The organism is Catalinimonas locisalis (genome assembly GCF_038039535.1).
Classification (GTDB): domain Bacteria; phylum Bacteroidota; class Bacteroidia; order Cytophagales; family Cyclobacteriaceae; genus Catalinimonas.
The window spans coordinates 129,008-142,370 of the sequence record NZ_JBBPHP010000003.1 but is presented as its reverse complement, the minus strand read 5'-3'; the positions used below and the strand labels follow the sequence as shown (position 1 = coordinate 142,370).

Genomic DNA, 13,363 nt, shown 5'->3' with positions numbered 1-13,363 from the left:
TGTTTTGGGTACTCCCTCATTGGTTTTCTTTTTACATTCATTTAGCTTTAGCACTATACTAACAACCTGAACTTATATGAATCAACAGCAAATCCAAGGGTTTCTCCAAGAGGCAGAGCAGCACTTAAAACAAGAGCTACTTCCTTTCTGGCTCGACCGTAGTAAAGATGAGCAGCACGGAGGCTTCATCACCCACTTTGATAAAGACGGTAAAGATGCTGGCACAGATGAAAAATCATTAATTGCCCAAACACGCTGCGTATACACTTTTTCTTCAGCCCATCGGGCAGGCTATGGAGAGGGTAAATGTCTGGAATATGCAAGGCATGGGGTAGACTTCCTGGTAAACCATATGTGGGATCGCGAATATGGTGGTTTTTACTGGCTGCTGGATCGTAAAGCCAATGTCACAATAGATGAGAAAATACTATACGGCCATAGCTTTGCTATTTATAGTCTTTGCGAATATACGATGGCTTCGGGCGATGATATAGGGCTGGAGTATGCCTGCAAAGTCTTTGACCTGATCCAGAAGTACTGTGCTGACACTATGTATGGCGGTTATTTTGAAATGTTTACCCGTGATTGGCAACTCAAAGGACCGGGAGCCGCGGGGGGTGACCGCAAGACTTTGGATGTACATATGCACCTCATGGAGGCTTTTAGCAGTCTTTATGAATGCAGTCAGCTTCCTGTACATCGTCGCAAACTGCTGGAAGTGATTGACATTATGCTCAAAAGGATATTACACCCAGAATATCATACGGGAGTACCTCAGTTTTATCCAAACTGGGAAGTGGCTCCTCAGATCAAATTTGATATTGTCTGGGGCTGGGACCGCTTTACGGAGGATGGAGCCAAAAAGCAGGCAGATGATAATACCAGTTACGGGCATAATGTGGAATTTGCCTGGCTTTTCACCCATGCCTTAAAGGTATTGAAAATTGATACAAAAGAGTTTGGCACGGTGCTCAAAGCCTCTTACGATCATGCGGTAAATTATGGGATAGATGAAGAGTATGGTGGAGTTTACGTAGAAGGTTCGCATGCCGGAGAGGTATACGACCGTGAGAAAGAATTCTGGCAGCAGGCGGAAGTGCTGATCGGAATGTTACAGGCTTACCTTACTTTCGGTGATGAAAAATATTTGGGAGTGTATGAAAACGTTCACCGTTTTGTATTTGATAAGATGATTCATCATCCGGTAGGAGAATGGTGGCCTTTGTTATCCCGCGAAGGGAAGCCTATCTGGACCCATATGAGTCACTCCTGGAAAGTGAACTATCACACAGTAAGAGCAATGGTCCAGTCGGTGGAAAGACTGAAACTAATCAGGGATAAACTGAATAATTAATCGTTCAGCTTATCCCAGTTCATCACATACTCAGGCAAATTCTTTTCGTTCTGCTTTGTGTCACTTTTGAGCTTACTATTAAGAATAGTTGAACGCCCAGAGAAAGTAGTAAGGCAGATGGCAGCCCAAAGAAGTAATACTATGGTGATTCTAACTTTTAATTCTAATGCAGATCTAGTACTCATATCTATACACTTTTATAACTAAAAAAATACTTTATATGTAATATTTTATAAAAATAGTGATAATTAATGTTTAAAACAATAAAAAGTTACATTTTTAATGTATAAAATATAACAAAAAGCATTTATCTAATCTCTATTACAATGATTGTATACTGGTTTTTCGCACCAAAGTTTACCAAATCAGCTATTTTATGACTTAGTAAGATTTAGAAACGGGAACAAAAAAAGTGCTAAATGTAAACAGATAAGAAGTTAATTTCTTCTCTTCCTGAAGAAGAACGAATTTTAAATAGAAAAGGAAGCAACATTCTTTCTTTGCTTTAGACACTGTAGAAAGGTGCTCGCTATACAAATTCACCTCTTACAATTGGTATTAGGCTGAGTACCTACCTCCGCAAAGTTATACATTGACATGAACGCCATATTGTTAATTAAAACCCCTAGCACATGCAGAAGTATCTAAGCTTAATTGGATTATTATTAATCATAGCTTGCCAGCCTCAGGATAGCCGGGTGAGTGAACAGACACAACCGGAAGTAGAACCGAAAATTACGCCTGCTTTGTCAGAAGAGCCACCGCCAATTCAGCGGATTGTCGCTTTTAAGTTTAAGGAAGATGCTTCTGAGGAGGCTATTCAAAAGCACATGGATTATTTTGCCTCTCTTCAGGATAGCATTCCACAAATATTATCTTATAGGGCAGGTGAAACTTTCCCGGCTGAATATGAAAATACCGGCGAATTTGATGTGCTGCACTATTCTACTTTTGAGAGCGAAGAAGCCATTGAAGAATACTTCAATCACCCGGTACACCAGCGTTTTATTGAGGCTAATAAAGACATCTGGGCAAATGTGATTGTGCTGAATTCACTGGTGAGAGAATAGTTGTGTTGTATCTCTACAATCTTATTTTTCAATAAACTATCTAATACAATTCAAGATGCATGTTAACTGTTTTGCTGCTTCAAGTACCAAACTTATTCTTTTCAAATATGTGATCTTTACCAGCACTTTCATCTTCTGTTTCTTCCCGCTCAAAGCTCAAAAGGCTACCATCCAGGAGGAAAGCAGAATGATCAAAACCTATCCTTTTTCTGATCCCAATCCTGTCCCTGCCCTGACATTCAATCCCAAAATCTACCCTTATCATCAGTTTACCGGTTACAGTCATGAGGGGAAAGAACAGGAGTGGAAAGTAGTAACGATGGAAAATGATTATATACAGGTTTTTGTATTACCTGAGTCAGGGGGCAAAGTATGGGGAGCGATTGAGAAGGAGACCGGTGAAGAATTTATCTACCGCAACGAGGTGATGAAGTTTCGTAATATCGCCATGCGGGGTCCCTGGACTTCAGGAGGAATTGAGTTTAATTTCGGAATTATCGGGCATGCCCCTTCCACAGCATCGCCAGTAGATTATATTATTGAAGAAAATGAGGACGGTAGCGTAAGCTGTACCGTAGGCACCATTGATCTTCCTTCCCGAACGCAGTGGCGTGTAAAAATCACCTTGCCGGCAGACAAAGCGTATTTTGAAACACAAGCCTTATGGTACAATCCAACTCCTGCACATCAGGCCTATTATAACTGGATGACTGCGGCAGCTCTGGCTGCTCCGGATCTTGAATTATTTTATCCCGGAGACTCCTACCTGGGGCATGGCGGAGAGGTACATCCCTGGCCTATAGATCAGGAAGGCAGAGACCTGGAAATGTATAAGAACAATGATTTTGGGGGCAGTAAGTCTTATCATGTGGTAGGCAACTACCACGATTTTTTTGGGGGATACTGGCATGAAAAGGATTTTGGCTTCGGCCATTGGTCACTGTATGAAGAAATGCCCGGCCAGAAGCTATGGATTTGGGCTTTGTCCCGCTCCGGCGCAATCTGGGAAGACCTGCTTACCGATACCGATGGGCAGTACATTGAATTTCAGGCTGGCCGCTTGCTGAATCAGTATTCTTATTCCAGCCAGGTCAATCCTATCAGTGAGGTGGATTTTGGTCCTTATGTAACGGATCAGTGGCATGAACTGTGGTTTCCGGTCAAAGAAATCGGAGGTATCAGCGCGGCCTCTCCTTTAGGAGCAGTCAATGTGGAAGAAACAGAAAATGGATTGGCTATCGGCTTCAACGCTTTTCAGCAAATTGATGATGCCCTGACGGTGAAATCGGGTGACGAAATCATCTTTCAACAAGCTGTGTCGCTAAAGCCTATGGAAGTTTTCCAGCATACTTTAAATATAACTATAGAAGATCAGGGTTTAGTAATCAGCATCGGTAATGAAGTCATTTTCTCCACTGCTCTGGAAGAAAAAAATGACCTGAAACGCCCTTTTGAAAGCGATGCAGATATTCAACCTACCCAGGCTTATCAATTGTATTACGCAGGAAAGTCTTTGATGAAAAACCGTAATTATGCGCAGGCAGAAGAAAAGCTGAAGGCCAGTCTGCAGGAAGATCCAGCCCTTTATCATGCGCGTGTAGCCCTGGCAGAATTACATTACCAGAATGCCCGGTATGAAGAGGCTCTGGAACAGGTCAATCATGCTTTGAAAGCTGATACTTATGACTTTGACGCCAATTATATAGCGGGAATTATTTACAAAGCTTTAGAAGACAAGGTAAATGCCCTGGAAGCGCTGGGATGGGCTGCCCGCTCTATGGAATATCGTTCTGCCGCTTATGCCCAGATGGCAGAAATTTATATGCAATCTCAGGAGGTTGAGCGTGCAGCACATTACGCGCAGCAGGCGCTGGATTATAACCTTTATAACATCAGTGGGCTGCAAAGTCTGGCGGTGATTCACCGAAAAAACAAAAATGAGACCTCTGCTCGAGAAGTGCTTGATCAGATTTTAGAGTTGGATCCCCTGAATCACTTTGCCCGCTTTGAAACTTACCTATTGGATAATAAAGCTCAGAGTCTGGAGCAATTCAAATCTAGTATTCAAAATGAATTTTCTGCACAGACTTATCTGGAAATGGCCATGGATTACCTGAAATTGGGACAGCAGGAAGATGCTCAGACTGTACTGCAGCAATCTCCCAAAAACCCTATAGCAGCACTCTGGCTGGCCTATCTTCATAGAGATAATACGGAAGCAAGTCAAAAATATCTGGCAGAGGCAGTAGCTCAACCAGCTGATTTTGTAGCACCTTTTCGCAGTGAAACTTTAAAAGTACTGGAATGGGCAGTCAACCAGCAAAAGCAGTGGAAGCTGCATTATTATCTGGGATTGAATTATTGGGCTAAAAATCAATTGGAAAAAGCTGCTGAACAATTTAAAGCCTGTGGTGAGCAGCCGGATTATGCTCCCTTCTACCTGAGCAGAGCTGACTTGCTGGAAAAGACAGAAGGAAAAGATAAAGAAGAGGATTTGCGTAAAGCCCTGACTTTGGATGAGGGATTTTGGAATAGCTGGCATTTACTATTGCAGTACCTGAACAGGCAGGAAAAGTATGAGGAAGAATTGAAAATGGCCGAGCAGGCTAATCGCAAGTTTCCTGACAACTATGTGATTGGGATGGACTATGCCCAGGCCTTGTTGCACAATGAAAAATACGAGCAGTGTATAGCTTTGCTGGATAACATCCAGGTACTGCCCTACGAAGGTGCTTCTGAGGGAAGAGCGATTTATGAAAGAGCACATCTAATGGCTGCCATGACCCAAATGGATAAAAATAATTACAAAAAGGCTGTCAAAACCCTTCAGGCGTCTTTGGAATGGCCGGAGAATCTGGGGGTAGGAAAGCCTTATCATCCTGATGTGAGTGAACAGGACTTGCTGCTGGCACATGCTTACCAACGGCTTGGGCAGATGCAGAAAGCCGATCAGCACTTACAGCAAATTGTTCAACGCTACGAGAATAGTGGTGATGATGGAGTCAATAATCTCTTACTGCTGGGAGCACTGAAAAAACTGGGAAAGACAGAGGAGATTGCTAAAGTGCTGTCACAACTGGAAGATGCTGATAGCCCGGAGGCAAAATGGGTAATAGCGGCCTGGACCAATGATGAAGCAGCCAAATCAACTGTTCAGCCTAAGCTCAGCAATAATCGTTATGAGATGATTGACAAAATTATGCAGGCTACAGCCAATTAGTCGGCGTTTGTTCAACCAGAAGTTGGAGAGAGAAATAAAACTCTGCCAAAGACCAATGCTTTGGCAGAGCCAAATGAAATATCAATTTTTCTCCGGTCCAACTGGCGGTAAAGCTTCACCTTCTATCCAGGGGGCTCCGTTTTCCATAAGTTCAGCAGAGATCTCTGCCATCTCACTCTGGGCTGATTTGAGTTTGTTCTGGATGTCCTGCAATTGCTCTTTAACGATCGCCAGGCTTTGCTGATGGGTAGGGGTAGGGCCATAAGTAGAATGACTGATCCCTCTTTCCACTGCAAAAAGCCTTTCGCTTATGGTAGGTTTGGTTTTCTCACCAATTTCCTGCTTAGCCCGATTACCATTTAGCTCTTCGTCCAGATCCATCAGTGACTGCTGTAAATTATACATTTGTGCATCAAACTCACCGGGAGCAGTGGTAGAGCGTTCCAGTGCCAACTGCAAACGCTCCGCTTTGGTCAGGGCATTGTCTAACGAAACGCCTACCGCACTCACTGCTCGGTAAGTACCTTCATATTCTCTCCAGAACTCAGCCACCTGACCGGCAGGCGCGCCTTCAAGCGTTCCATCATACAGAGGTTCTACTTCAAAAGTGATGGGTTCAGAAAGTGTTGTAACTTCACCATCCACTTTTTTAGAAAGTGAAGCAGTATATGTACCGGGAGCAGCCATCATACCTTGACTTTCTCCGGCTTCACTATCCATTTGCAGAGGCTCTGGGGCAGGATAGCGAAGATCCCAGGCGATTCTATGGAAGCCCGAAGTCACAGGACCTTCAATACGGCGAACCGTATTACCATTGGTGTCTTGTATGGTGAGCAAGATCTGAGGTGCCTGCTCTCTTCTTTCACCTTCCACTGCTTCCCAGCCAGGGAAAGGAATATCCTGATTTTCTTGTTTTAATGCTTTTTCTTTTTCTACACGAACCTCTTCCCGTGTCTTAAGTCCATCTTTGAGGTAATAAGTAAAAATGGTTCCAAAGTCAGGGTTGGGTGCTACGAAATGAGCATCACCCAAAGAACCTTTTTTATCCTCAAAATCAATGTCGGAGCGGGGAATGTACCATAGGGCTTTGCGGGCAGGAAAGAGGGTGGCTTCTGCCATCAGTTGCTGATCAGATACACCACGCAACGCAGTATAATCGTCCAGAATAAAAATACCTCTGCCAAAAGAAGCAGCTACCAGATCATTTTCTCTTTTGTGAATTGCTAAGTCTCGGAAAGAAATGGTAGGTACACCACCTTCAAGTTTTACCCAGCGCTGCCCGCCATCTACAGTAAAGTAAACGCCAAATTCAGTAGCGGCAAACATAAGCTCGGGCTTCACATGATCCTGCACGAGTCGCCATACCAGTGTACGGTCGGGAAGGTTGCCCCGAATGGATTGCCAGCTTTTTCCACGATCTGTGCTTTTCATCAGATAAGGCGAAAAGTCACCGTACTTATGATTATCCAGGGCTACATAAACAGTATTGGCATCATGCAGATCCGCTTTAATATCATTGACAAAAGCGGTAGCAGGTACTCCGGGCATGCTGCCTACATCTATTCTACGCCAGTTCTGCCCTCCGTCTTCCGTCACCTGTACAATTCCATCATCCGTACCAGCGTATACGATTCCTTCCTGCACAGGAGATTCTGCCAAAGAAGTGATGGTGTTGTAGTTGGACATCGCTCCTACATCCCAGGCAGCATCCCAGCTTTGGGTTTTGTCCATAATCGGTAGTTCTATGCGTTCCTGATCTTTAGTCAAATCACCAGAAATCGCTTCCCATTCGTCACCCCGATTGTCAGATTTCCAAACCCGTTGCGAAGCAAAATAAATGCTGGCCGGATCATGCGGACTTACCAGAATGGGAGCGTCCCAGTTGAAGCGTTCGTAGTCCTCATCGGCTCTGGGCTGGGGCTGGATGTCAATGACTTCACCGGTTTTCATATCCAGACGGGAAAGTGCTCCCTGCTGACGCTCGGCATACACTATGTTGGGGTTGCCCGGCTCAGTAGCAGGCTGATGTCCATCCCAGTTGAGTACCAGTTTCCAATCTGAATTCTGGATGCCCTGCACATTGTCGGTGCGTGATGGACCACCCTGAGAACCATTGTCTTGGGTGCCACCGTAGATTTTATAGAAAGGCTCGGTATCGTCAAGGGCAATTTTATAAAATTGGGTAAGGGGCAGATTCTGCATATAACGCCAGGTTTTCCCCAGGTCAAAACTTTCATAAACTCCGCCATCAGTACCAATCATAAGGTAGTCAGGATCATCTTTTTTGAAAGTAAGGGCGTGATTATCACCATGTCGGAATTGGGTGTTGAGGTCTGTAAAGGTTTTTCCTCCATCGTCTGAAACCTGCATGGTGGCATCAGCCAGGTAGATGCGCTCAAAATGATGGGGTGAAGCATAGAGTTCCTGATAGTAATGCGGTCCGGTACCACCGGAAACCACATCAGATCTTTTCTCCCAGCTACTTCCCCGGTCGGCAGAGCGATAAATGCCTCCTGTGCCCCGGTCCAGTTCTATGGCTGCATAGACAATATCTGGTTGCTGGGGTGAGATCGCCAGACCAATTTTTCCCATATCTGATTCAGGCAGACCATTAGTCAGTTCTTCCCAGCTTTCGCCGCCATCGGTAGAGCGGTAGATACCTGTGCCCGGACCGCCTCCCATATAAGCCGCTACTGTACGATGGCGCTGCCAGGTAGCCGCATATAATTGATCAGGGTTCCGAGGATCAATAAGCAAGTCGGTGACGCCTGTCCATGCATCATCGCCTAGTTTTTTGGTCCAACTCTTACCGCCATCAGTAGTTTTGTAAAGGCCGCGTTCTCCTCCTTTATTCCATAGCGGACCCTGAGCAGCCACCCAGACAATATCAGAATTTTCAGGATGTACAATGATTTTAGAAATATGCTCAGAATTTGGCAGTCCCATATTTTGCCAGGTCTGTCCGCCGTCTTCACTACGATAAGCGCCATCTCCATAGCCCACGTGGCGCCCGCCTACATTCTCACCGGTTCCTACCCAAATGATATCCGGATCGGAGGGATCTATACTGACACAGCCGATAGAATATGAATCCTGTTCATCAAAAATGGGCTCAAAGGTGGTTCCGGCATTGACAGTTTTCCAGACGCCGCCCGAACCTACGGCGATGTACCAGATGCTCGGATCTTCCGGATGAATAGCCAGGTCAGCAATACGCCCTGACATAAAAGCCGGGCCAATATTGCGCAGTTCCAGCCCTTCAAAGGTGGAGGCTGACATGGGAACTTCGGAAGAAGAATTTGCCCTGTTTCGCTGACTCATAAGTGGATGAAACAAAAGCAGACACAGCAGTAGTGCTGTTGTGTAGTGTAAGAATGTTCTCATAAAGTGCTGTATAAATTAAGGTTAGGAAAAAAATGATGAAATATAGGTAAGGTTATTCCTTAGACTTTATGAGGTCAATATAATAAATAATTTGGCTGAAGCTGAAATATCAGCTCGGTTAAGAAAGTAATTCTAAGAAACGAAGAATTAATTTTTGTGCTAGCGAGCCAGTAGGGTAGCGTGACTTTCCTTGATCTGTTCCATCAGATCATCATCCAGCAAGGCTTGATGAAGCGTATTGGCCTGGGCAAGCTGCTCTAGCGTGAGGCCTTCAGCACCTCTCAAATCTGCTTTATAGAGATTGGCATTTTTAAAGTTGGCACCTACCACATAAGTATCTCTCAGGTCTGCTTCCATCATAAATGCATTCTCAAAGTCAGACCTGATCAGGAAAGCAGCTTGTAAATTGGCTTTGATAAGGTAAGTGTCTTTGAAGGAGGCACCACTGGCATAGGCGTGCTTGAGGTGAGCCTGATTAAGATTAGAGCCTTCAAAGTTGGTTTGGTTGAGGCGGGCCCCTTCCAGATTACACTCTATCAGGTTGGCATGCGTAACATTGGCATTATTCAGGTTAGCCGATTTGAGCACCACATGGCTGAGGTTAGTACGCGTAAGGTAGCAGTCTACCAGATCAATACTATAGATTTTCTCTCGGTTTAGCCTTTTGATATTACCTACCGTACGAAAGGCCGCTTCCTCTGATTGCCAGGTACGGAAGTCCTCAATCTCATCCCGGTAAGTACGAATGGCCTGTCTTTTCTGCCCCCGTTCGTTGAGCCAGTAGATCAGAATACCAATGACGGCAATGTCAAAGAGCATGCCGTGGGCTTCGGCCAGTACTTGTCCCCAAAACTCATAAAAATCGTGCTTATAGTAGCCATAGCTTAAAGAAAGAACCAAAACAGAAAGACACAGGAGTACGAAGAGTGAAATAGTGACCGGTCGTTCCATAATGGACTTACAGCGGTCAATAATGTGCCTGTATCTTCCCGAATATTTCATGCCTGCAGCGCAATTGTTGTATGCAATATCTTGCAATTTAACACTCAGGGATATGAAATCATTTTGGAAATCTAAGCAAAACTCACATCACACAAAGTCTCTTAGTTTAAAGATTTGATTTTCTCTACCAGAGTTTTGTTGATCTTCTCATAAGACTCAAATGTCCATCCGCCAACGTGAGGGGTGAAAATAACATTGTCATGATGGATAAGTAAATTGAAATAATGCTGCTGCTCAGTGGTGAATTGTGTTATTTTTTCATTTTCCAATACGTCCAGCGCTGCTCCTTTTAACTTACCATTTTCCAGGGCTTCTACTAATGTTTTGAAGCTAATGTTCTTGCCGCGTGCAGTGTTGAGTAGGTAAATGTCTTTTCTGAACTTTTGTAGAAACTGATGGTCAATCATATAGTAGGTTTCTTCCGTCAAAGGAACATGCAGGCTCAGTACGTCTGCCTGCTCAAAGATCTCATTCAGGCTGGCTTCTTGAGCATACTCATCACCATAGCTTTCTTTATATTTATCATAAGCCAATACTTTTACACTGAATCCTTGTAGGCGACGTGCAAAAGCCTGCCCCATAAAGCCATAACCAATGATTCCCACAGTTTTGCCCATGAGTTCCACGCCCCGGTTTCCTTCTCTGTCCCAGGTGCCTTTGCGAATCTGGCGGTCGGCCATATGGATTTTATTGAACAGGCTTAGCAGCAGCGCAATGGCATGCTCACCCAAAGCATCCCGATTACCTTCCGGAGCATTGACAATTTTGATATTTCGGGCTTCCAGAGCATTTACATCCAACTGATCCAGTCCGGCACCGGCCCGTCCGATCCATTGCAGTTTTTCTGCACGATCAACGATTTCTTTGTCAATAGTAGTTTTACTCCTTACGATCAAACCTTCATACTGGTGAATGACCTGTAGGATTTCTTCTCGCTTGATCTCCGGACGGTAGTCTGCCTGCCAACCAATTTGCTGGAGAAGTGAGAGGATACTTTCGTGCATTAAATCTATAATAAGGCAGGTTTTCATTTTTTATAGTGTTAAAGTGCTATGGTGCGAGAGTGTTATAGTTCTTGACAGTCAGAGCATAATGTTGAAGAAAGATATTCTACTATAACACCAAGAACCATGATACCAAAAATAGTTAAAATCCATACAATGCATGGGCTACTGAGAAATAGACAGCTAGGCCCAAAAGGTCATTGGCGGTAGTAATAAAAGGACCGGAAGCCAAAGCCGGATTGACACCGAGCTTATCTAATATGAGTGGCGTAATGGTACCCATGAGCGAGGCTAGCAAAACCACGCTGAACAATGCAATGGCTACTACGGCAGCCAAGGTCAGCTTTTCGCCAAAGAGCAGATTGAAAGAAAATACCAGGGCAGCGAGTGCCAGACCATTTACCAAAGCTACCAGCAGTACTTTACCCAATCGTTTGCCGAGGCTATCAGTAAAGACTGAAGTATTGGCCAGGCTCTGCACCACCAGAGAGGAAGACTGAATACCCACATTACCACCGGTAGCGGTGATCAGGGGTATAAAAAAGGCCATGGCCGGAACCAGCGCAATATCTTTTTCAAAAATTCCGATAAACTGTGCGCCTAAAAGACCTCCTACCATACCGATTACCAGCCAGGGAAGACGTGCCCGGGAGAGCAGCCATACACTTCCGCTGCGTTCTTCCACATCTTCAGAGATACCGGCCATCATCTGTCGCTCCTGCTCCGCCATTTCAGTAATGACATCCACTACATCGTCAATAGTAATGCGGCCTACCAGGCGATGCATGATGTCTACTACCGGAATAGCTTCCAGGTCATAGCGACGCATGATATCGGCTATTTCCTCCTCTTCCTGATAAGTTTCTACAGAAACCACCTCTTCATCGTAAATATCTGCGACTTTGGTGTCGTCATTAGAAAGCACGATCCGTTTGAGGGATACTTTGCCGATCAGGTGGTTTTGCTTGTCTACCACATAGACAGAATAGACTTTCTCTACATTTTCTGCCTGCCGCCGGATTTCTTCTATACACTGCCTTACGGTCCAGTCAATGTTGACTTTGATTAGCTCCTTGGCCATCAGACCACCGGCCCGATCTTCCTCATAGCGGATCAGGTCTTTGACATTGCGGGCCTTTTCGGCATTCTCCATTTTGTCAATGACCTCTTCGCGGGTCTGTATAGGGAGGCGGTTGAGAATATCGGCTCCGTCATCAGAGTCCAGGTAGTCTATAAAGCGGGCTACTTCTTCGGAAGTAAAGTTTCTCAGGAAAGCAGTTTGCTGCTCATCCTCAATTTCTACGATGATATCAGCTGCCCGCTCCTCATCCAGCAGCTTAATCACGTACTTGGATTCTTCGGTGTTCAGCTCATAGAGCACAGTAAGGATATCAGGAGGGTTGGCATCTTCCATACTCTCCTGTACAGACTGTGCATCGTCCTGTCGTATGGCTGCTCTCAGCCACTCCAGATACTCCTGCGATACCTCAAAATGCATTATGGCTCCTGTTTCCAAGACTCTTCTATTTTTAGCGTGAGTTCTACAAAATCATTGACGGATAATTGCTCTGCCCGTAAATCTAAGGTATTAAGCTGCCTAATTGTTTCGGGCAAATTTAGAGGTTTCAATGCATTGCGCAAGGTCTTGCGGCGGGTTTGAAAACTTTGTTTGACTACCCTCCTGAAAAGCACCTCATCACAGGCAAGTTGCTGTCTTTCATTACGCTTCAGTCGGATTACACCGGAGCGTACCTTAGGAGGCGGGTTGAATACACCCGGCTCTACGGTAAAGAGGTAATCAATGTCATAATAGGCTTGTAGTAACACACTCAGTATGCCATAAGCCTTACTTCCGGGAGGAGATTTGAGGCGGTCGGCCACTTCTTTTTGCAGCATGCAGACGATCTCAGGAACTTCGTTTTTGATATCCAGAATTTTGAAGAAAATCTGCGAGGATATATTGTAGGGGAAATTGCCGATCACCGCGAAAGGCTCCTGCATCAATGCCAGTAGGTCAGTTTTGAGAAAATCTTTGGAGAAGATGCGGGGCTTCAGATCAGGATAATGCTCCTGCAGATAATGCACGGATTCTGTGTCCAGTTCTATAAGGGAAGTAGTAAAGCGCTCATCCTGTACGAGAAATTGTGTAAGTACACCGGTGCCGGGACCAATCTCCAATACCTGCCGGTAGTCTCTGTGCAGCGTCAGGCTTTGAACAATCTTGGAAGCGATGTTTTTATCCTTCAAAAAATGTTGTCCCAGATGTTTTTTTGGTCTTACCACAGTATTAGCTTCTCAGGTTTATGCTTTGTTAAGCTCAAAATAGAAA

At 44.8% G+C, this 13,363-nt stretch carries 9 protein-coding genes; 3 read left to right on the top strand and 6 right to left on the bottom strand.

Going from position 1 to position 13,363, the window contains the following annotated elements:
• The first annotated feature begins 76 nt into the window (after positions 1–76).
• Positions 77–1,354 (top strand): beta-1,2-mannosidase, encoded by a 1,278-nt coding sequence (locus tag WJR50_RS06550; RefSeq protein WP_341292441.1) that lies wholly within the window; start codon positions 77–79, stop codon positions 1,352–1,354.
• Here WJR50_RS06550 and WJR50_RS06545 read toward each other — a convergent pair.
• Complete coding sequence (locus tag WJR50_RS06545; protein WP_341292440.1) at positions 1,351–1,539, bottom strand: hypothetical protein; 189 nt, start codon at positions 1,537–1,539, stop codon at positions 1,351–1,353. The two genes, WJR50_RS06550 and WJR50_RS06545, sit on opposite strands and share 4 nt — an antisense overlap.
• Before the next feature lie 447 nt (positions 1,540–1,986).
• Between WJR50_RS06545 and WJR50_RS06540 the strand changes: the two genes are divergently transcribed.
• Together WJR50_RS06540 and WJR50_RS06535 are read left to right on the top strand one after the other, a co-directional pair.
• Positions 1,987–2,424, top strand: coding sequence for a Dabb family protein (locus WJR50_RS06540; protein WP_341292439.1), 438 nt, complete (start codon positions 1,987–1,989; stop codon positions 2,422–2,424).
• 55 nt (positions 2,425–2,479) lie between these two features.
• Positions 2,480–5,644: a DUF5107 domain-containing protein gene (locus WJR50_RS06535; protein WP_341292438.1), complete on the top strand. Its 3,165-nt coding sequence runs from the start codon at positions 2,480–2,482 to the stop codon at positions 5,642–5,644.
• A gap of 81 nt (positions 5,645–5,725) precedes the next feature.
• Here WJR50_RS06535 and WJR50_RS06530 read toward each other — a convergent pair whose 3' ends face one another.
• The 5 genes from WJR50_RS06530 to rsmA all read right to left on the bottom strand — a co-directional run bounded on the left by WJR50_RS06530 (position 5,726) and on the right by rsmA (position 13,317).
• Positions 5,726–9,028 (bottom strand): VPS10 domain-containing protein, encoded by a 3,303-nt coding sequence (locus WJR50_RS06530; RefSeq protein WP_341292437.1) that lies wholly within the window; start codon positions 9,026–9,028, stop codon positions 5,726–5,728.
• 159 nt (positions 9,029–9,187) lie between these two features.
• Positions 9,188–10,030 carry a pentapeptide repeat-containing protein gene (locus tag WJR50_RS06525; protein WP_341292436.1) on the bottom strand — a complete coding sequence of 281 codons (843 nt, stop codon included), beginning with the start codon at positions 10,028–10,030 and terminating at the stop codon, positions 9,188–9,190.
• Positions 10,031–10,131: 101 nt separating this feature from the next.
• Complete coding sequence (locus WJR50_RS06520; protein ID WP_341292435.1) at positions 10,132–11,061, bottom strand: 2-hydroxyacid dehydrogenase; 930 nt, start codon at positions 11,059–11,061, stop codon at positions 10,132–10,134.
• Between the two features lie 115 nt (positions 11,062–11,176).
• Positions 11,177–12,550 carry a magnesium transporter gene (gene mgtE / locus WJR50_RS06515; RefSeq protein WP_445223452.1) on the bottom strand — a complete coding sequence of 458 codons (1,374 nt, stop codon included), beginning with the start codon at positions 12,548–12,550 and terminating at the stop codon, positions 11,177–11,179.
• Complete coding sequence (gene rsmA, locus WJR50_RS06510; protein WP_341292434.1) at positions 12,532–13,317, bottom strand: 16S rRNA (adenine(1518)-N(6)/adenine(1519)-N(6))-dimethyltransferase RsmA; 786 nt, start codon at positions 13,315–13,317, stop codon at positions 12,532–12,534. The genes mgtE and rsmA overlap by 19 nt, the downstream gene beginning before the upstream one ends.
• Positions 13,318–13,363 lie beyond the last annotated feature (46 nt).

Excerpts from the sequence above, each read along its gene's own strand:
- WJR50_RS06535 (WP_341292438.1), top strand. The coding sequence starts at position 2,480 with ATGCATGTTAACTGTTTTGCTGCTTCAAGTACCAAACTTATTCTTTTC.
- WJR50_RS06525 (WP_341292436.1), bottom strand. The coding sequence starts at position 10,030 with ATGAAATATTCGGGAAGATACAGGCACATTATTGACCGCTGTAAGTCC.
- WJR50_RS06545 (WP_341292440.1), bottom strand. The coding sequence starts at position 1,539 with ATGAGTACTAGATCTGCATTAGAATTAAAAGTTAGAATCACCATAGTA.
- WJR50_RS06540 (WP_341292439.1), top strand. The coding sequence starts at position 1,987 with ATGCAGAAGTATCTAAGCTTAATTGGATTATTATTAATCATAGCTTGC.
- WJR50_RS06530 (WP_341292437.1), bottom strand. The coding sequence starts at position 9,028 with ATGAGAACATTCTTACACTACACAACAGCACTACTGCTGTGTCTGCTT.
- WJR50_RS06550 (WP_341292441.1), top strand. The coding sequence starts at position 77 with ATGAATCAACAGCAAATCCAAGGGTTTCTCCAAGAGGCAGAGCAGCAC.
- WJR50_RS06520 (WP_341292435.1), bottom strand. The coding sequence starts at position 11,061 with ATGAAAACCTGCCTTATTATAGATTTAATGCACGAAAGTATCCTCTCA.